Here is an 18,796-nt window from a genome sequence, read left to right on the forward strand (position 1 = left end):
GAACCGTCTGTGAGCCTGGATGCTTCGGAGATTGTGGATTGTATGGCGGAGCGTGTGGTTCGGCAGATGGTGCCGGCTGCGGTGGTGGTGGTTGACGAGTTGCCGGTGACGCCGAATGGGAAGATCGATCGGGATGCGTTGCCCACACCCGACTTCGAAGCCCAGCGCGCAGAATATCGTCCGCCTCGAGAAGGCGCGGAAACCGCCGTTGCCGCGGCGTTTGCGGATGCACTGGGTATATCGCGAGTGGGTGCCGACGACAATTTCTTTGCGCTGGGGGGCAATTCGTTGACAGCCACCGCCGTGGCTGCACGATTGCAACAATCGATTGAGGTCGCGGTGCCGGTTCACTGGATTTTCACCGAGTCGACCCCCGCGGCCTTGGCACACCGAATTTCGACGGGCACAGCGGAGGCGAACGACGCGGTCGGGGTACTGCTTCCCCTGCGGGCCACGGGGAATCGTGATCCGCTGTTCTGTATCCATCCCGCGATCGGGCTGGCGTGGTGTTTCAGCGGACTGGTGCAGTATGTGGACAGTGACCGCCCGATCTACGGAATCCAATCACCCGCACTGACAGATTCATCCGCGCAGTTCGATTCGCTCGACGATCTTGCGGCCCGCTACGTCCATGAGATTCGATCCGTACAGCCACACGGGCCCTATCATCTGCTCGGATATTCGGTCGGTGGCCAGATTGCACACGCAATGGCGGCCAAGCTTCGCCATGACGGTGACGAGGTTGCAACGCTCGCGATGATGGACAGTCGCCTGATGACCGAGATCGACGCTCCGATGCCGTCTGTGGCGCGATTGGTCGCCGAGTTCGCCGAGGTTGATTTCCCCGACGCGTTCGAGGAAGTCCCCACATTCGATCAGGTCGCGGAGTTCCTGCGCCGCAAGGGCGGATTTTTTGCGACGCTGACGGCAGATCACCTCGAGACGTTGTACGGGCAGTACTGCAAGCTGGTCGATGACGCCGTGGCGCACAATCCGTCGAACCTTGATCTCTCCGAACTTCTCTACTTCAGCTCCGTGGAATCGCGCGAAGCCGACAGAAACGGAAGACCCGAAGGCTCGATCGGGGCGTCGGACTGGAAGGCCTACATTGTGGGCGACATCCGCGAGTACAAGATCCCCACGACGCATGAGCAGATGACGAGCCCTCCAGGTCTGGCAGTCATCGGTCCGATCCTGAATCGCCACCTTGCTTCGGCTGACCTAGTGGCCGGCGCCGAGTTCGATGAGGACAACACCGGCGGCAATCAGCGCAATGCTCGCCGCCATGAGCTTCGTCAAGGCTTCGCGAAACAGGATTCGGGACGCAAGGGCAGTTAGCGCCACCCCGCAGGCCGTCCAGATTCCGTACGCCACTCCGAGGGCAAGGCCGGCGTCGAGCGCGAGTGTCAGGAACGCGAAGGAGGCCACGTAGCCCACGCCCACCATGACGAACCACTTCTTGTTGCTTCCCTGTTGTGAAGCCATGCGCAGCGCCAGGGTGGCGGAAACTTCGCACAGGATCGCCGCGATCAGAAATATCCATGTCACGCGGGGTCACCCGATTCTCGGGTGGCGGCCGCTTGCGAGCCGAGTTCGACACAGAGGACTCCACCGATGACCAAGGCGATACCCAGTCCCATCGTCGCAGTCAAGGGATCGCCGAAGAGGATCGTCGCGAGTATTGCCGTCAGGACAACTCCGGTCGCTCCCCAGATTCCGTATGCAACACCAAGTCCCATACCTGCGCGGAGAACGAACGACAGGGCGGTGAAGGCTGCGACGTATCCCACAGCGACCACTACGTACCAGGCAGGATGATCGAGAGCGGCGCGCAACGAGAGCGTGGCGGAGACCTCGGTCACGATCGCAGCAATCAGTAGTAGCCATTTCTTCACAAGCCGTGATTCTGTCAGAGCTATGGCCGGGCGGTGACGTGGACGCGGATCGTGCAGCCAACGACTTGCCGTCCGATACTGCTCCGATCGAGCCGTTGACCAACTCGGGAACCGAGACGCTCTTCGACGCAGTAGCTCGGGCGCCGATCACATGGACAGGTGCGGGTTCGATGTGTTGGCCGACCAGAACGGTTGTCGATCCCGTGTTCCGGAACTGGAGTGCGTCCGGCTAGTGCCATGCTCGGGGGCTAGGCTGTTCGGCATGTCTGTGCGTACACCGTTGGTCCCCGGAACCGTCTCACCTGTCCTTGCTGTGCCCTCGAAGATCGAGCGGCCCGAGTACGCGTGGAAGCCGACAGCCAAGGAAGGCAACGAGCCTTGGGTCCAGTCGCCGGAGACCATCGAGGCGATGCGCGTCGCGAGCAAGATCGCCGCGCGGGCGTTGCAGGAAGCGGGCAAGGCTGTTGCTCCCGGCGTCACCACCGACGAGCTGGACCGCATTGCTCACGAGTACATGATCGATCACGGCGCATACCCGTCGACGTTGGGCTACAAGAGCTTTCCGAAGTCCTGCTGCACCTCACTGAACGAGGTGATCTGCCACGGAATCCCCGATTCCACGGTCATCCAGGACGGTGACATCGTCAACATCGACGTCACCGCATACATCGGCGGCGTGCACGGCGACACCAACGCCACCTTCCTCGCCGGTGACGTATCCGAGGAGCATCGCCTTCTTGTCGAGCGCACCCACGAAGCCACGATGCGGGCAATCAAGGCCGTCAAGCCGGGCCGCGCGCTCAACGTGATCGGTCGGGTCATCGAGTCTTATGCTCACCGATTCGGATACGGCGTCGTGCGTGATTTCACGGGCCACGGCATCGGCGAGACCTTCCATAACGGCCTCGTGATCCTGCACTACGACGAGCCCGGCGTCGAAACGATCATCGAACCCGGAATGGTCTTCACCATCGAACCGATGATCAACCTCGGTGGCATCGACTACGAGATCTGGGAAGACGACTGGACCGTGGTCACCAAGGACCGCAAGTGGACGGCTCAGTTCGAGCACACCCTGGTTGTCACCGACACCGGTGCCGAGATCCTGACGCTGCCTTGACCCTGCGCGGTGCCCTGCTCGTAGCGGGTACGACCTCCGACGCGGGCAAGAGTGTCCTTGTCGCCGGGTTGTGCCGGATGCTGGCGCGTCGCGGTGTACGTGTCGCGCCCTTCAAGGCGCAGAACATGTCCAACAATTCCGTCGTCACGCTCGACGGCGGGGAGATCGGCCGCGCGCAGGCACTTCAAGCCCGCGCCTGTGGTTTGGAACCGAGTGTGCGGTTCAACCCGGTGCTGCTCAAGCCGGGAAGTGATCGGACGTCTCAATTGGTCGTTCGTGGCAAGGCGATGACAACTGTCGGTGCGCGGGATTACATGCAGCACCGTGCGTGGTTACGCGGGGTCGTCGCGGAGGATCTGGCGTCGTTGCGCGGCGACTTCGACGTCGTGATTTGTGAGGGTGCCGGGTCACCGGCCGAAATCAATTTGCGGGCAACCGATCTCGCGAACATGGGATTGGCGGAAGCCGCTTCCATTCCGGTGATCGTGGTCGGCGACATCGATCGCGGTGGTGTGCTGGCTCATCTGTTCGGAACGGTTGCGGTCCTCTCGCCGAGCGATCAGGCCTTGATCGCCGGCTTTGTGATCAACAAATTCCGCGGTGACGTCGGGTTGCTCGAGCCAGGCCTCGAACAACTCCGCGAACTGACCGGACGCCCTACGCTTGGCGTCATCCCGTTTGCCGACGATCTGTGGCTCGACGCGGAGGACTCGCTGGGCGTAACCGGTAATGCACCGGTGGGTCGCCCCGGACAACCCGTCGGTTCGGCGTGGTTGACGGTGGCAGCAGTTCGGTTGCCGCGCATTTCCAATTCGACGGACGTCGAAGCGCTCGCCTGCGAACCGGGGGTTGCGGTTTCGTGGATCACCGACCCGGCCCGTATTCGTGACGCGGATCTCGTGGTGATTCCGGGCAGTAAGTCCACGGTGAGTGATCTCGAGTGGTTGCGCAGCACGGGCCTGGCCGACGAGATCATCGCTCGAGCAGGTCGTGGCCAGGCTGTCCTGGGAATCTGCGGCGGCTATCAGATGCTGGGCAAGTCCATCGTCGACGACGTCGAATCAGGATCGGGCACTACTGCCGGACTAGGATTGCTCGACCTCGACATCGAATTCGCCGCGGACAAAGTGCTGGCTCAGGTCGACGGTCATCACGACGGTATTCCGTTGTCCGGGTACGAGATTCATCACGGCCGGGTTGTACGCAACAACGATCTACCGTTGCTCACCGCTGCCGACGGTTCGCCGGAGGGAAGTGTTCGAGGGTCGGTCCGCGGCACTCACTGGCATGGACTTCTGGAAAGCGACGCCTATCGCCGCACCTTCCTGACGGACATTGCCGGTGCGGGGTTTGTCGTGGCGCCGGATACCTCGGTGGCTGCCGTCCGTGAACAGCAACTCGACCTCCTGGCCGACCTCGTCGAGAAGTACCTCGATCAGGACGCACTCGAGGAACTGATCGGCGGCGGAGTCCCGAATGGATTGCCCGTCATCACCTCTCACCTGAATCGCGTCTGACGCTCGCTAGCTTCTTACGCGGTGATCGGGACAGCTGTTCCCGTTACCGCGATGCCTCCCTGTGTCGGAATATCGACGAGGAGGACGCTCGGACGGCCGACGTGTCTGCCCTGGTGGATCGTGATGCGCCGGGGAGTGTCATCGGGATTGAGTGCCCGCAGATATCCGCCAGTAGAAGCCGCTGCAGATCCCGTTGCCGGGTCTTCGGTGATGTTGCCCACCGGGAAGAGGTTGCGGGCTTCGAAAGTGTTGGCGTCCAATTGATGGAGGAAGGTCACGGTTCCGGCCCAGCCCTGTGCGTCCATGAGTGTGCGCATTGCCGGGGGGTCGAAGGTGAACTGGTCGAAGGTCGATTTGTCGCCGAGGACCACGACGGGGTGGGTGTTTCCGGCATACGACAGCTGCGGCGGAAAGTTGGTGTCGATTGCCGACGAGTCGATGCCCACGAGTCCGAGCAGTGCAGTGAGCACGGCATGGTCGATGGGCGAGGTTGCAGGTTCCACGCTGGTGAAGGTTGCGAGAATGCCTGATGAGTCTGTTGTGGTCGCGATCGACACCGGTCCTACCGATGTCTCGAAGGTGAAGGTTCCGGCGCCGTCTCGTTCGGTGAGCGCCACCGCAGTGGCAATGGTGGCGTGACCGCAGAACGGAATCTCCGCAATGGGGGAGAAGTATCGAATAACGTTGTGCTGCTTGTCCTCCTCGGATCCAGGTTTGGTGACAAATGCAGTCTCCGCGTATCCGATGTCCGTTGCGATGACCTGCAAATCCGCGTCGCTTATGCCTCGCGCGTCCAGTAACACTCCTGCCGGGTTGCCGCCGGCGGGATCGGAACTGAACGCGGTGTAGCGCAGGATATCGGGTGCGAGGGCCATGAAGCGATCATCCCTCGTGGACGTGCCGGCACGAAAGAGCCGGATGGTCCGCACTGGACCGGACGGCGTTTCGATCAGCCTGCGTAGCGGCCGCTGTAGGCACACAGCAAGCCCCAGGCGGCGGCGAATCCAGCGACCTTGAGCCGCGTTGCCGCGTCGGGAAGCGTCGATCCGAAGATTGCGGCGTCACCGAGATCGGCTGCGGCTCGGAACGCGACAGCGCCGCGACGCGCAGGCCCGTACGGTGCCATGGCCATCAGAAGTCCGCTCGCGGCATCGCGTGCTCCAACCGCCCTGATCACGGTCGCTACCTCAGGCGCGACGCTGCCGTCAGCCTTGGTGAGTTTGCACGGCTTCGCAAGAATGCGGGGTGAGAGGACCAGAGCGGCGCTGTAAGCGGCGGTCAGGACACCCAGAGCTTGAGGGAGTAGGCGCGCGGTGGGGATTGACGTCATGATGTCTGTGTACCCACAATCCGTTGTCCTACCTCCGTCGCACATACCGTCTGTTTGTGCTGAGGACTCCAGCTGGACGCTCGTCGTCCGTGGATGGAATCAGGGGTCGGCCTTCAGTGTCATGTCCATGGTGACGGTCACAGCCCACATCTGGGTAGGGCCTGCGACTGCGGACGGACACTGCTCCAGAGCGACGCTGTCCACCAGCGTTTGCAGAACGAACCAACTGAATGAGGTTGTGCTGGTGTCGACCATTGCCGACGTCGTCCCGGTGAGGATCACCGACACGCCGCCCGTATCGGCTCCGACGGTGCACGTGAGAGTGCTGCAGGTGAGCGTGTGGCGCAGAAGAGTGCTCGCTGCTTCGTCGACCGCGAGAACAAGATCTGCCACCGTGTCGGCCGACAGATCGTGGTGCATGCCCCTCGACCGGACGAGAGCCCGCAGGATGCGGAGCTGATCAGCGGAGGCGGCTACGGAAAGTGAAGGTATGGAGAAAAACTCGTCGACAACCATGGAGGCTCCTACGATGCGGTTACCGTGTCTGGTCAGGAAGTAGCGGCGGCGGACCGTCCTGATGACTACCAGTGCGCGCATCAAAGGTGCTCTTTCCAGTGGCCGCCCGCCGAAACGATTCGGCAGGGTCAGGCCAGATGCCGTCTGTAGTGCATTCGTAGCCGGATCGAATGCGGATGGGTCGGACTCGAGAAAGATCAGGTGTCGAACTCGGCAGCGAGATCCCTGGCCTGTGTCAGCGTCGTCGCCGCCCGCTCCGCGGCTTCCTCGGCGGTGCGCCGAGCTGACTCGGCAAATCGGGACTCCTGCTCGGCTCGTGACAAAGCCTCTCGGAGTTCGGAGACCTTCTGTGCCGCGTCGTTCACCCTCGCCGTAGCTGCTTCGAGTTCCGAAGTAGCCCGATGCGCAGCAGTTTCGGCGTCGCTGACGCGAGCCTCAGCCTGTTTCCGCGCGGCCTCACTCGGCTGTTTTTTCGGCTCGGTCTCGGAAGGCATTGGTGCCGCCGGCTCGGGTACCGACGCGAGCGCGGCAGGGCCGAAGCCGCTGTACGACACTGAGCCGAGCATCCGACCGCGACGTAGATCGGCACCGATATCGGGTTCGGCGAGCGCCGCCGACAGTGACTGGCCGATCTCGCGCAGCACGCTCTCCGGTAGTTGGCGCCCGCGGTCCCTTGCCGCGGATGCGGCTCGGTCGGTCAGTGCTGACAGTACGGCCGCTCGCCGGGTGGCAAGGGAGCGCAACTCATCACCGTGCAGGGCCTGCTGTGCCGATCGTAGTGCGGCCCCGAGTTCGAGCAGTCGATCGACGCTTTCCGGCTCGACCCGGACGAGCAGGTTGAGAGCCCATCCCGTTGTCGTGGGTTTGCGCAGGGCATTCAGATTTTTCGCCAGGACCGTATCGCCAGACTCCTTGGCGTGCGAGACCGCGGCGCGTCGCGCGGCAATGAATTCGGACGGGTCGACTTCGTAGAGGTCGTCGGCCGTGCTGTCGAAGTCCACACATCATTGTGGCACCGCGAACGCCGTGACACCGCTGCACCGCGAATACCGCTGCACCGCGAATACCGCTGCACCGCGAATACCGTGGCACCGCGATCACCAACGTGAGTCGTACGTCGCCTCGCTGGGCATACGTCAGGTATGGGTCAGGCTATGAAACTCGTCGTCGTTGTCAGCGCCGTGGTTGCGGTCGTCGGAGCCTTCGTGGGCTCGGGAGCCTGGATCGGAACGCCTATCGCGGAGGCTGCGGGAGGCGCACTGAGCGCGACGTCGACGCTGGTGGCACCGGCGGGGACTGCGTTCTCGATCTGGTCGGTCGTCTACGGCGGGTTTCTCGCATACGCGATCTGGCAGTTCCTGCCAGAGCGGACCGTGCGCCATGAGTCCTTGCGTCCCGCGATAGCGGTGTCGATGCTCCTCAATGCTGCCTGGATTCTGTCGGTCCAGGCCGGATTGTTGTGGCTGAGCGTCGTGATTATCGCGAGTCTGCTGGCTGTGCTTGCGCGAGTGTTCGTGCTGCTTCAGCGACAGCGCCCGGAGAACGGGATCGACGCGGTGATCACGGACGGCACCATGGGCTTGTATCTCGGCTGGGTGTGTGTCGCAACGATCGCCAACGTCACCGCCTGGCTCGTCGACCTGGGTATCACGAGCGCAGCGACGACGTGGGCAGTCATTGTTCTCGCCGTCGCTGCCGTGGTCGGCGTTGGCCTTGCCACCGGTTCACGCGGCGCGATCGCGCCGTCGATCGGCATTGTGTGGGGACTGGCGTGGGTGGCGCAGGGCCGACTGGGCGGCGACCTGGCGAACACGGTAGTCGGTATCTCGGCAGTGGTCGCAGCCATGATGGTTGGTGTCTATACCGCCGGCGTCAGGCTCGACCTGACCGGCGCGCAGCCGACGAAATAGATTTTCGATCCCGGTCGGTGAGAGAAGTCGTTCCGAAGTGATTCCGGTTTACCTAGATTCATGAATCGAAGTGATTCTCCACCTAGAAGAAATTCTCTACGTTAAAGAAGAGGCACCCTGTGAAAATTCTGATTGTTGGCGGAACCGGCATGATCGGCGCCAACACGGCACTTCATTTGCGCGAGGTCGGAAATGACGTGACCGTCGCAGCACGCAACCCGCTCGCCGACGACTCGCCCGTGCGAGGTTTCCCGGTCCTGCTCGGTGACTACACGGAGCAAACTTTCACAGCGGAGCAACTTGCGCCGTTCGACGCCATCGTCTTTGCTGCCGGGCAAGACGTGCGACACATGGGCCGCGGCGTCGATGAGGCGGAATTCTGGGAGAAGACGCAGTCCGGTGGGGTGCCACGGTTCGCGGCGCTGGCCAAAGAGGCTGGTGTTGCCCGGTTCGTCCAGGTGGGAAGCTACTACCACCATCTGCGTCCAGAATTGGCAGAGACGATGCCGTACATCGCTGCGCGAAAGGCTGCCGACGAGGGAGCACGGGCGTTGGCCGACGAGACCTTCAATGTGTCGACACTGAACCCTCCCTCAATTCTCGGCGTCATCAGTGGAGCGTCTGCCAAGCGTTACCGCAAGATGTTCTCGTGGGCTGCGGGTAACGAGCCGCAGATTCCTGATTTCGCTCCGGCCGGTGGCACCAATTTCATGTCGGTGCGGTCGTTGGCGGAAGCGATCTGGGGCGCGCTGCAACACGCGGAATCGGGCAAGGCATATCTGATCGGCGACCAGAATCTCACGTACCAGCAATATTTCGAGTTGCTTGTTGCTGCCACGGGCGGCGATCGGGTCATCGAGGAACGCAATGAGGAGCACCCGATCCTTCCGGACAGCTTCATCGTCCAGGGACGCGGCAACGTCATCTCTTACGAGCCGTCTGACGCCGACACCGCGCTGCTCGGCTACACCCGGAACGACTGTGCGCGTGCACTTGCAGAGATGCACGAGACAGTGAAGGAAGCCGTCGACGCACGCTGACGCACCAGGCCCGCTGTCCCTACTGTGGTCTTGTTCCGGTGTGTCGCCAAGCCCACGCCAGTGTGGACAGCGGGTCGGCCGGCCCAGCGAGCCAGGCCGCAGGTTTCGGCCGCGCTACGCGCCGCTACTGCGGTCCTCGACCTCATTCCTCGTCTGGGTAGCTCCAGTCGAATACAACCCTCGCGGGCGGAACCGCCTCCGCGACGCGAAGCTGCAACGACTTCTCGAAGGTGGGACGCCACTTGTAGAAACCGCTGAAAATTACGGGATGCTGTGACACGACGTGCAGGTCACGGGTCCCCTCGGGGTTTTCTCGCCGTGAGATGACCACCTCACGTTCGAGCCGATTTTCCTCAACTACCTGCTCGAACACTGTGTAGATCGCGTCGGCGTCTGCCGGCGCCAGGCCGTACACGCCGAAACGGACATCGATATTCACAGACATCCGACAACTGTAGGTTGAGGTTCACCCGACAGTTGCATTGAGGTGACGGATGTTCGGCTCGGGTGCACGCGATTCCGTTGTCCCGCACACCAACGCCTCTGTCAGGTCAGGCTTTCGGATCCGGGTTTTGGTTGCGGCTGGTGTGCCCTTGGCCGGAATCGCTTGGTGCGACATCGTCCGGCGGGGCCGGGGTGCCGGGCGAGTTGCCTTCCGCTGTCGGAGTTGGGGTCGCAACCTTATCGGGTGTTTCTCCGATGGCTGGACCGCCCGCGGTGCTTGTCTCGGCGTTGTGGTGGCTAGCTTTTTTGGCAAGGTCGCCGACCTTGTGTTGTACCTGCGGTGCCTTCTCCTTGACGGTTTCCGCCACTTCGCTTACTTTTTCCTGGACAGTCGGGTTGTGCCACAGTTCGAGGGACTGGTCCCTCATCTTTTCGTAGGTTTGTCGTCCGGATCTGGTGCCCACGACGAATCCCGCAGCGGCGCCCGCTATGAAGATCAGTGCTTTCTGCATGACGTCTCCTGTTGTCGTCCGGCGTGGAACGAGGTGGACGAGTTGTCACTGATCGCTCGTCCACCCACGAATACCCGTCACCAAGCCTGCTAACCGCGCGAGCGGCGGTATGACGGAGCGTCTTAACGATCAGCGGTGTCTTCCAAGGACATTGCGCGCGCGGAGTGGCCATCGCTGGTGATGTGAGCTTCGGCGCGCATCCGGTCGACCATGTGTGGGTAGTGAAGTTCGAACGCGGGGCGTTCTGAGCGAATTCTGGGAAGTTCGGTGAAATTGTGCCGGGGCGGGGGACAACTGGTTGCCCACTCGAGCGAGTTTCCGAATCCCCACGGATCGTCGACCGTGACCACTTCGCCATATCGGTAGCTCTTGAAGACGTTCCACACGAACGGCAACGTGGACGCGCCCAAAACGAAAGCGAAGATCGTGGAGACGGAATTGAGCATCGTGAACCCGTCGGAAGGTAGGTAGTCGGCGTACCTGCGAGGCATACCTTCGGCGCCCAGCCAGTGCTGAACGAGGAATGTGCCGTGGAATCCGACAAACGTGGTCCAGAAATGCCAGACCCCGAGTCGGTCGTCCAGCATCCGGCCGGTCATCTTCGGGAACCAGAAGTAGATGCCGGCAAATGTCGCGAACACGATTGTGCCGAACAGAACGTAGTGGAAGTGCGCGACGACAAAATAGCTGTCCGTGACGTGGAAGTCGAGTGGTGGGCTCGCGAGGATGATGCCAGTCAATCCGCCGAACAGAAACGTGACCAAGAAGCCGAGAGAAAACAGCATGGGTGACTCGAAAGTCAACTGTCCCTTCCACATTGTGCCGATCCAGTTGAAGAACTTGACTCCGGTGGGCACCGCGATCAGGAAGGTCATGAAGGAGAAGAAGGGCAATAGAACGGCGCCGGTGGCAAACATGTGGTGTGCCCAGACGGCGATGGACAGCGCCGCAATGGCAAGAGTGGCGTAGACCAGGCCGTTGTAGCCGAAGATCGGTTTGCGGCTGAAGACCGGCAATATCTCCGAAATGATGCCGAAGAAGGGGAGGGCCACGATATAGACCTCAGGGTGGCCGAAGAACCAGAACAAATGCTGCCACAGGATGGCTCCGCCGTTGCTCGCGTCGTAGACATGTGCGCCGAGGTTTCGGTCGGCGAGGAGTGCCATCAGTGCTGCAGTCAGGATCGGAAAGGCGATCAGGATCAGTATCGACGTGATGAAGATGTTCCAGGTGAAGATCGGCATGCGGAACATCGTCATTCCCGGCGCGCGGAGGCAGACCACGGTGGTGATCATGTTGACCGCTCCGAGAATGGTTCCGACTCCGGCCAATGTAAGTCCGGTAATCCAGAGGTTGGCTCCGGCCCCCGGTGAGAAGGTGTCGGTGGACAACGGTGCGTACGCAGTCCACCCGAAATCAGCCGCGCCGCCAGGAGTGATGAACCCACTGATCGTAGTAATTGCGCCGAACAAGTAGAGCCAGTAACTGAGGGCGTTCAATCGGGGAAACGCGACGTCGGGCGCTCCGATCTGCAACGGCAGGATGTAGTTCGCGAAGCCGAAGAGGATCGGTGTTGCGTACAGCAGAAGCATGATGGTGCCATGCATGGTGAACAGTTGGTTGTACTGCTCGTTGGACAGGAACTGCATTCCTGGAACAGCTGTCTCGGCACGCATCATCAACGCCATCACGCCGCCGATCAAGAAGTAGGCGAACGACGTGAACAGGTACATCAAGCCGAGTTTCTTCGGATCTGTGGTCGTCAACGTGTCGAGAAGCGCCTGGCCCTTCCGCAAGCGGCGTGGGGGATACGGCCGTCGGCCAACGAGGGCGCGGACTGGTACTGCGGTCATGAGGTCTCCCATCGCACGTATGGAAGCGCGACTGCAAGAGTTGTTACCCGTACTCGAAGCTGGCGAAACAGCACTGAACTATCTCGGATGGTGTGGATTCTCAGCGGATCCCGGTGCGGAACAATATCCATTTCTGCGTCGTTGTCCGGGCTATGAGCGACGATACGGAAGTCCGGGACGCAGTCTTCGAGCTTGTTGCCGATGGGAAACAGGGTGTTTTGGCAACAATCAAGCGGGACGGTAGGCCGCAGCTGTCCAACATCATCTACCGTTGGGATTCCGAGTCGCGCACAGCGTCGATCTCGATTACGGCTGACCGGGTCAAGAGTAAGAATGCCGAGCGTGATCCCAGGGTGTCACTGCATGTGAGTGCTCCGGATTTCTGGAGCTATGCAGTGATCGAAGGCATTGCGGAGTCGACCCCACCAGCTTCCGATCCACACGACGAGGTGGTCGACGCGCTGGTTGAACTCTATCGAGACATCAGCGGCAATGATCATCCTGATTGGGACGACTACCGCCGCGCGATGGTGGCTGAACGACGCCAGATCCTGAGCTTGCGAGCAGACCGCGTGTACGGCATGTCGAGCGCCGGCTAATAACGTTACGAGCTACTATGTAATGGTGAATTCCGAGACTCCTGCACGCGCCGGCAGGCCGCGCGACCCGGGCAAGGACCAGGCAGTGCTCGCTGCAGCGCGCCGCCTCCTGGCAGAAGTTGGCTACCAACAGACGACGATTGCCGCTATCGCCCGACTGGCCGAAGTGAATACGCCGGCTATTTACCGCCGATGGCCGACCCGTGAAGCGTTGATCGAAGAAGCTGTGCACGGGACCGGAGGCCATCCGCTGCCCGAGGTATCCGGAGACCTCCGAACGGACCTTGCGACGTGGGTCCGAATCTTCCTGGTTCGAGCCGCGCGACCTGCGGCCAGGGCCGGTGTTCCCGGACTGCTCGCGGATCCTCAAAGTGAGGACGCCCGGCAGCGTTTGCTGGCTATAGGTGCTCCGGTTCGCAAGGCCTTTCAAGACATGTTGGACAACGCCGTCGTTCGGGGAGAAATCCCGGTCGAGGTAGACGCGACTTTCTTGTTCGACTTACTCTCGGGCGCCACCACGATGCGTGGTCTCACGCGTGGCACAGAGGACGAGGACCGTTTCGTCGATTCACTCGCAGGTTCACTGTTCGTGTTGGCAGTGCATGCCAGCGAGACTATCGGTCTGAAAGCAGGGCACGAATGAAGGTCGACCTCCAGTTGGATTCACGTCCCGAAGATTCGGCGGCGCGCGCCAAGGAACTTGTAGCCCTCGGTGCCGACGGACTTTTCACGTTCGAGGGCGCGCACGATGTTTTTGTCCCTCTTGTCGCCGCGTCAGGTGTGGTCGAGGCCGACCTCATGACTAATGTGGCAATCGCGCTACCGCGCAGTCCGTTGCACCTCGCTCATGTCGCGAACGACTTACAGACGTTGAGCCGCGGTCGATTCCGGCTCGGTTTGGGTTCGCAGGTTCGTCCGCACATCGAGCGACGCTATGGCAGCGACTGGTCGCGGCCCGCCGCCCGAATGCGTGAATCGGTTCTTGCGATCAAGGCGATATTCACTGCGTGGGAGGAGCGTTCGCCCCTGGATTTTGTTGGCGAGTTCACTTCGCACACGTTCATGCCGCCCACGTTCGACCCCGGACCTAATCCGTATGGTCCACCGGAAATCTGTCTCGGAGCGTTGGGGCCCTTGATGACTCGGGCCGCCGCGGAAGTCGCCGACGGGTTGCTTGTCATGCCCTTCAACAGCGCCCGTCATTTCCGGGAGCGGACCATGGCCGCAATCGAGGAGGGGCTCGAACTCGGCGGTCGCACCAAAGCAGACCTTGCGATCTACCCGCAGGTGCTCGTCGGAGTCGGCCGTACCGCAGGTGAACTCGCTGACGCCGAGCGTGGCGTACGAAGCCTGCTCGCGTTCTACGGTTCCACGCCGGCCTACCGACCGGTGTTGGAGGTCGATGGCTGGGAAGATGTTCAGCCCGAACTCAACTCGCTCTCCAAGCGCCGCGAGTTTGCTGTAATGACCGACCTGATAGATCGAGACATGATGAACACACTCGCAGTAGTGGGCACCCCCGAGGAATGTGCGGCAAAGATCATCGAGCGATTCGGTGACCACGCTGAGCGCGTGTGCTGCTACTTTCCTGGATACCCGGTATCTGATTCCCATGTTGCGGAAATGATCTCGGCGCTCGGGACAGTGCAATGACAAGCGGGGTGCTGGTGCAGGTGGACGGCGGTGTTGCCGTAGTCACCCTTGACCGCCCGGAACGACGCAACGCGTTCACAGGGGCGATGGGTCGAGCACTGGGTGAGGCGTACCGGAATCTTGACGCGGATGACGGCGTTCGTGCCATCGTGCTGACCGGTGCGCCGCCGGCATTCTGTGCGGGCGCCGATCTTGCGGGAGGCGCGGACACGTTCGATGTGCCTGCCGGTGAAGGCTTTTCGGCATCGCCGATCAATCCACCGGCTTTCGATTTGCGTAAGCCCGTGATCGCGGCGGTGAACGGACACGCGATAGGAATCGGACTGACTATCGCGATGCAAACAGACATACGGATTTTTGCCACGGATGCCAAGTATGCGATTCCGCAGGTTCGCCGGGGAGTGTTGCCCGACGCGATGTCACATTGGACCGTTCCGCGTATCGCCGGTATGGCGGTTGCCGCGGATATCCTGTTGACCGGTCGCACATTTGACGGTGCGGAGGCTGTTCGGCTGGGACTCGCGAGCCGTTGCCTACCCGCCGGCGACGTGTTGCCCGCCGCCCTGGAGATCGCTCGGGATATCGCGGTGAACGTTGCACCCATGTCTGTTTCGCTGTCCAAACGTCTCCTGTGGCAGTCTGCAAGATATGGGTACGGTCCCGAGCGGGTTGCGGACCTCGAGACAGAGTTGCACTTGCGTGTGATGGGTGAGCCCGACTCTTCCGAGGGAGTTCGTGCCTATCTGGAACGGCGTGACCCACACTGGGTCTCACGGCTGTCGACCGACTGGCGGGAGATTGCGCCGGAGTGACCCAGTGTGGTGTCCGGCCGCTCTAGGCGTGTGCCAACAATTGTCCGAGGCGGTGGCTACAGAATGCGGTGATATCGGCGTGCTCGCCGAGTTGCAGGTGCGTGGACAGTCGCAGTAGCGGAACCGACAACAGCACCGCTGCGAGCACCTCATTGAACAGCAGGTTCCGGACCGGCCATCCTGTCAGTTCCTCGTAGCGGGCGATCGTCTGCTCCCGGGTCGGTGTGCCCGGCAGTGATGGGTGCCCCTCGAACTCGCTACAAGCCCAGTCGAGGAACAGCATCCACGCCAGGTCGGCTTCGTGATCACCCAGATAGGCCATTTCCCAGTCGAGTACCCCGGCGACGGAATGGTCCGGGCTGTAAAGGATGTTCGACATGCGCGCATCGCCCCAACACAACGTGACATGTTCGGGTTCGTAGATGTTCGCCCGGAGCCACGACAGGGCCTTCTCCATTACCGGCGGCAGGCTCGGCGCTGCCCACCGCACGGCCCAGTCGAGGTAGTTCACCGCCTGCTCGATCGGTTTCTCCCCGAACTTCGGCATGGAGAGAAAGTCGAGGCGAAGCTCACCGGGGTCGAGTTGATGGATGTGGGCCATCGTCTCGACGCAGCCCCACCACATCCGTGCCCGACTCTGCTCGTCGGCTTCGAAGTAGTTTCCGGCGGTGTGATACGACGGAAAGTCGCTGGGAGCCTCGGCATTTCCGATGCGTTCCATGACGTAGTACGGCCCGCCGAGAGCATTGTCGTCGTTGTCTATCCAGAGCATCCGGGGGACAGGCAGATCGGTGCCCGCAAGTCGCTTCGACACCACATACTGGCGTCGTAGGTCGTAGTCGGGAAACAGGGAGATCTCGGGTGGGCGTCGGAACACGAAGCCCGCCCCCGAATTTTCGGACCCTTCCAGCTCGAACAGGTAGGTCTCGGTGGAGAACCCGCGTTCGGTGCGTTGCCAGGCGACGATCTTCGCTTCCTGTGCGCCTGGAATCTGTTCGCGAACAATGGGTTCCAGGGTCGATGCCAGGGCTTCCGCTGCGACACGTTCAGTCATCGTGTGCGTCCGTCCGGTTTGCCGACCAGTCTGTGTACCCGTACCGGGGGTTCACACCCATGAAAACCATCTCGACAAGTCCGTGCCCGATCTTGTCGCCCATCCGAACCTCGCACAGTGTTTCGCTGAGCATGCTCACTTGGCGGATCTCGTCGAGGTTGGTGATGTCCACCGTGAAGCTGTCGCTGAAGTCCTTGCCGCGGTACATACCCGAGGCGTAGCCGCGGTATTCGTCGTAACCGGCGAGTCCCGGCCAGAAATCACACACCGGATTCACTTCGATGACGTCGGTGGTTCGGTCGGCACGATGCACGGTGAAGGTACCGGATTTCACGACGCGCAGATCGTCACGGAACTTCAGGTCGTGTTCGACGTCGATGATGGGTAATGGGTCCTTGTCGCTGTCGATCGGGAAGAGCACCTCGCCCTCGAACTGCCAACGCGCTCCCGTGCTCGTCTCGCGCTGCGCGAAATGCACTACCTCGTCGTCGAATTGGAAGATCCCCATGTAGTACAGGACTCCCTCCGGAACCTCCGACGGTTGCAGGTTCGCGCCCTCGGACAGGCTGCCGCCCCCGCCGCCGTGGCGAACACCCCACGAGTGGTCACGGCCGAACCACCAGTTGTCCGGATCGATCTCGATGCGCTCGCCGTCGATCTCGATCCAGCCGGTGATCGTGCCGTTCTGGTAGAAGCGACGGGCGTCCTCGCGCACTCTGCCACGGGTGCGGTGGAATGCTGCCGTCTGCTCGTAGACCGGAAAGTCGCCGGAGAAGTCGAGTTGCAGGCTCAGTCCGTGCTCGTTCGACTCGACGGTCGAGCGAACCTTGCGCAGCGGTTCGACGATCTCGTAGGTGTACGGCCCGACGCTCCAGGCCGCAAGGGCGCCGGTCTGCGGGTTCAGTTCGGTCGACAGACGAACCACGCGAGCCTCTTCGCCCTTGCGTGTGACCATGGCGTAGGCGTCGAGGACGTTTCGGTTCGGGTATTTGGCCAGGCCTGTCATGATCGAGATCTCGCCGGTTTTGTCGAAGCCGTACATCACGATGCGTTCGGTCCAACGGAGGTCGCTTTGCGAGACGTGGTCGAGTGTCGTGGGAAGTTGGTGGATGAGCAGTTCGTCGTGCGGAGTGATCACTGCCTGACCTTTCGTGGTGGATGGATGTCTTCAATCTATTACGGAGCGCCTCGCAACGTATTAATTTCGGCCAATTTATCTCCGGTAATGTCCGCGGATGTGGATGAACGCAGAGATCGTCGAACCGGTACCGCTGGAGTGGGGAGGCCCCGCGATCCTCAGGTAGACCTGGCCGTTCTCGCCGCCACCCGGGAGTTGCTCGTAGAGCTCGGCTACCAGAAAACCACCATCACGGCGATCGCCCGACGAGCGAACCTGGGCACGGCGGCGATCTATCGGCGCTGGGCAACCCGGGAATCGATCATCGAAGAAGCGGTATTCGGCATGCAGAATGGTGCATTGCCCGCGACTACCTCGAACTTGCGCAAGGACCTACTGATCTGGACGCGATGGTTCCTGACTCAGGTGGCGGAACCGGCAACTCGCGCAGCCATTCCGGGCTTGCTCTCTGCGTATCAGCAAGAGGAAGGCGCGTACGAGCGACTGGTTCTCAGTTCCGAGTATCCCGCCCGACTGGCTCTCCTCGAGCGGGTGCGCGCCGAGTATCCGGACCGGTCGGACACCGACGTTGCCGCCGCCACCGATGTCGCCTTCGACTTCCTCGTAGCCGCAACCATTGTCCGCGGGCTCACCAGTGGACTCACCGACGCCGACGCTTTCTGCACGCGAACAGCCGCATCGTTGGCCTTGCTGATCACCTCTACTCGCAGCGATATCGACGGGGAGTGACTGCAGCCGGATGAGGCTCAGGGACTCGACCCTTTGCGTCGGTCGGCTCGCCGCTGTTGCTCGCGGAGGATAGCGGCCACAGTGACATCTGTGGCAACAATCCGGAATCAATTCCAGCTCGAAACGATCCGGTAAGCGTCAATTCCAACTATTTTCGCGAAAGTCTTGGATCAGTCCAGAAATCCGCGTCATAGTAGTGAGGTGTCCTCGACGCCGGACTTTCCAGCACAACTGCGTGAAGCGGAGCTCCGTGTGACCCGACCACGGGTTGCGGTGCTCGAAGCCCTGCGTGCGCGTCCACATGCCCCGACGGATTCGATTTTCGATGCTGTTCGGGCGGTTTTACCGGGAGTGTCTCGACAAGCTGTATACGACGTACTGCATGCGTTGACCTCCGTCGGAATCGTGCGCCGGATTCAGCCTTCCGGTTCAGTGGCTCTCTACGAGTTGAGGGTTGATGACAACCATCATCACGTCGTCTGCCGATCGTGCCGGACGGTGTCGGACGTCGACTGCGCAGTTGGCGAGGCGCCTTGTCTGACGCCACCGGATTACGACGGCTTCGAGTTCGTCGAAGTCGAAGTTGTCTTCTGGGGGATGTGCCCCGACTGCGTGGCATCACAGAGTTCGCGATCACACCCGTGATCGGAGTCGGATCTATTTGCTCATGGAGG

23 protein-coding genes are annotated in these 18,796 nt (G+C 61.7%); 12 read left to right on the top strand and 11 right to left on the bottom strand.

Annotation, left to right across the window (positions count from 1 at the left end):
- Positions 1–1,338 (top strand): alpha/beta fold hydrolase (locus V2B23_RS00005; protein ID WP_430948467.1); only part of this gene is annotated, 1,338 nt, incomplete at its 5' end.
- Here V2B23_RS00005 and V2B23_RS00010 read toward each other — a convergent pair.
- Entirely contained in the window at positions 1,222–1,548 is a 327-nt protein-coding gene (locus V2B23_RS00010; protein WP_430948468.1) for a DMT family transporter, read from the bottom strand. The two genes, V2B23_RS00005 and V2B23_RS00010, sit on opposite strands and share 117 nt — an antisense overlap.
- Positions 1,545–1,895: a DMT family transporter gene (locus tag V2B23_RS00015; RefSeq protein ID WP_430948469.1), complete on the bottom strand. Its 351-nt coding sequence runs from the start codon at positions 1,893–1,895 to the stop codon at positions 1,545–1,547. Before V2B23_RS00015 ends, V2B23_RS00010 begins: the two co-directional genes overlap by 4 nt.
- A gap of 38 nt (positions 1,896–1,933) precedes the next feature.
- Here V2B23_RS00015 and V2B23_RS00020 point away from each other — a divergent pair, with 38 nt between their 5' ends.
- From V2B23_RS00020 to V2B23_RS00030, 3 genes are read left to right on the top strand one after another with little or no spacing between them, the layout of a single operon-like run.
- The gene (locus V2B23_RS00020; RefSeq protein WP_430948470.1) at positions 1,934–2,128 is read left to right on the top strand and encodes a hypothetical protein; all 195 of its coding nucleotides are present in this window, start codon (positions 1,934–1,936) and stop codon (positions 2,126–2,128) included.
- Positions 2,129–2,157: 29 nt separating this feature from the next.
- Positions 2,158–3,015 (top strand): type I methionyl aminopeptidase, encoded by an 858-nt coding sequence (map, locus tag V2B23_RS00025; protein WP_430948471.1) that lies wholly within the window; start codon positions 2,158–2,160, stop codon positions 3,013–3,015.
- A 2-nt stretch (positions 3,016–3,017) separates the two neighbouring features.
- On the top strand, positions 3,018–4,532 hold the full coding sequence (locus V2B23_RS00030; protein WP_430949139.1) for a cobyric acid synthase: 1,515 nt from the start codon (positions 3,018–3,020) through the stop codon (positions 4,530–4,532).
- A 14-nt stretch (positions 4,533–4,546) separates the two neighbouring features.
- Here V2B23_RS00030 and V2B23_RS00035 read toward each other — a convergent pair whose 3' ends face one another.
- The 4 genes from V2B23_RS00035 to V2B23_RS00050 form a co-directional block, all read right to left on the bottom strand.
- Positions 4,547–5,407, bottom strand: coding sequence for a PhzF family phenazine biosynthesis protein (locus tag V2B23_RS00035; RefSeq protein ID WP_430948472.1), 861 nt, complete (start codon positions 5,405–5,407; stop codon positions 4,547–4,549).
- 74 nt (positions 5,408–5,481) lie between these two features.
- Positions 5,482–5,862: a hypothetical protein gene (locus V2B23_RS00040; protein ID WP_430948473.1), complete on the bottom strand. Its 381-nt coding sequence runs from the start codon at positions 5,860–5,862 to the stop codon at positions 5,482–5,484.
- 99 nt (positions 5,863–5,961) lie between these two features.
- The gene (locus V2B23_RS00045) at positions 5,962–6,459 is read right to left on the bottom strand and encodes a hypothetical protein (protein WP_430948474.1); all 498 of its coding nucleotides are present in this window, start codon (positions 6,457–6,459) and stop codon (positions 5,962–5,964) included.
- A gap of 116 nt (positions 6,460–6,575) precedes the next feature.
- On the bottom strand, positions 6,576–7,379 hold the full coding sequence (locus tag V2B23_RS00050) for a hypothetical protein (RefSeq protein WP_430948475.1): 804 nt from the start codon (positions 7,377–7,379) through the stop codon (positions 6,576–6,578).
- 153 nt (positions 7,380–7,532) lie between these two features.
- Here V2B23_RS00050 and V2B23_RS00055 point away from each other — a divergent pair, with 153 nt between their 5' ends.
- Both V2B23_RS00055 and V2B23_RS00060 read left to right on the top strand, forming a co-directional pair.
- Positions 7,533–8,288 carry a tryptophan-rich sensory protein gene (locus V2B23_RS00055; protein WP_430948476.1) on the top strand — a complete coding sequence of 252 codons (756 nt, stop codon included), beginning with the start codon at positions 7,533–7,535 and terminating at the stop codon, positions 8,286–8,288.
- 119 nt (positions 8,289–8,407) lie between these two features.
- On the top strand, positions 8,408–9,328 hold the full coding sequence (locus V2B23_RS00060) for an NAD-dependent epimerase/dehydratase family protein (protein ID WP_430948477.1): 921 nt from the start codon (positions 8,408–8,410) through the stop codon (positions 9,326–9,328).
- Positions 9,329–9,470: 142 nt separating this feature from the next.
- On the opposite strand, the gene V2B23_RS00065 is transcribed toward V2B23_RS00060, so the two are convergent.
- The 3 genes from V2B23_RS00065 to ctaD all read right to left on the bottom strand — a co-directional run bounded on the left by V2B23_RS00065 (position 9,471) and on the right by ctaD (position 12,137).
- Positions 9,471–9,773: a hypothetical protein gene (locus V2B23_RS00065; protein WP_430948478.1), complete on the bottom strand. Its 303-nt coding sequence runs from the start codon at positions 9,771–9,773 to the stop codon at positions 9,471–9,473.
- 106 nt (positions 9,774–9,879) lie between these two features.
- Positions 9,880–10,284 (bottom strand): YtxH domain-containing protein, encoded by a 405-nt coding sequence (locus tag V2B23_RS00070; RefSeq protein ID WP_430948479.1) that lies wholly within the window; start codon positions 10,282–10,284, stop codon positions 9,880–9,882.
- Positions 10,285–10,406: 122 nt separating this feature from the next.
- Complete coding sequence (gene ctaD / locus V2B23_RS00075) at positions 10,407–12,137, bottom strand: aa3-type cytochrome oxidase subunit I (RefSeq protein ID WP_430948480.1); 1,731 nt, start codon at positions 12,135–12,137, stop codon at positions 10,407–10,409.
- A gap of 152 nt (positions 12,138–12,289) precedes the next feature.
- On the opposite strand from ctaD, the gene V2B23_RS00080 reads away from it, so the two are divergent.
- The 4 genes from V2B23_RS00080 to V2B23_RS00095 are packed head-to-tail and all read left to right on the top strand — an operon-like array spanning position 12,290 to position 15,201.
- Positions 12,290–12,736, top strand: a complete 447-nt coding sequence (locus V2B23_RS00080; protein ID WP_430948481.1) for a PPOX class F420-dependent oxidoreductase — start codon at positions 12,290–12,292, stop codon at positions 12,734–12,736.
- Positions 12,737–12,761: 25 nt separating this feature from the next.
- Positions 12,762–13,379, top strand: a complete 618-nt coding sequence (locus tag V2B23_RS00085) for a TetR/AcrR family transcriptional regulator (RefSeq protein WP_430948482.1) — start codon at positions 12,762–12,764, stop codon at positions 13,377–13,379.
- Complete coding sequence (locus V2B23_RS00090; RefSeq protein ID WP_430948483.1) at positions 13,376–14,389, top strand: TIGR03617 family F420-dependent LLM class oxidoreductase; 1,014 nt, start codon at positions 13,376–13,378, stop codon at positions 14,387–14,389. Before V2B23_RS00085 ends, V2B23_RS00090 begins: the two co-directional genes overlap by 4 nt.
- Positions 14,386–15,201: an enoyl-CoA hydratase/isomerase family protein gene (locus tag V2B23_RS00095; RefSeq protein WP_430948484.1), complete on the top strand. Its 816-nt coding sequence runs from the start codon at positions 14,386–14,388 to the stop codon at positions 15,199–15,201. The genes V2B23_RS00090 and V2B23_RS00095 overlap by 4 nt, the downstream gene beginning before the upstream one ends.
- Positions 15,202–15,223: 22 nt before the next feature.
- Here the strand turns inward: V2B23_RS00095 and V2B23_RS00100 are convergent, their stop codons facing one another.
- Both V2B23_RS00100 and V2B23_RS00105 read right to left on the bottom strand, forming a co-directional pair.
- Positions 15,224–16,255, bottom strand: a complete 1,032-nt coding sequence (locus V2B23_RS00100) for a phosphotransferase family protein (protein WP_430948485.1) — start codon at positions 16,253–16,255, stop codon at positions 15,224–15,226.
- The gene (locus V2B23_RS00105; protein WP_430948486.1) at positions 16,248–17,393 is read right to left on the bottom strand and encodes a hypothetical protein; all 1,146 of its coding nucleotides are present in this window, start codon (positions 17,391–17,393) and stop codon (positions 16,248–16,250) included. Before V2B23_RS00105 ends, V2B23_RS00100 begins: the two co-directional genes overlap by 8 nt.
- 99 nt (positions 17,394–17,492) lie before the next feature.
- On the opposite strand from V2B23_RS00105, the gene V2B23_RS00110 reads away from it, so the two are divergent.
- Complete coding sequence (locus V2B23_RS00110; protein ID WP_430948487.1) at positions 17,493–18,122, top strand: TetR/AcrR family transcriptional regulator; 630 nt, start codon at positions 17,493–17,495, stop codon at positions 18,120–18,122.
- A gap of 201 nt (positions 18,123–18,323) precedes the next feature.
- Positions 18,324–18,767, top strand: a complete 444-nt coding sequence (locus V2B23_RS00115; protein ID WP_430948488.1) for a Fur family transcriptional regulator — start codon at positions 18,324–18,326, stop codon at positions 18,765–18,767.
- The last annotated feature ends 29 nt before the right edge of the window (positions 18,768–18,796 follow it).

This window comes from Rhodococcus sp. 24CO (assembly GCF_050586165.1).
Classification (GTDB): domain Bacteria; phylum Actinomycetota; class Actinomycetes; order Mycobacteriales; family Mycobacteriaceae; genus Rhodococcus_F.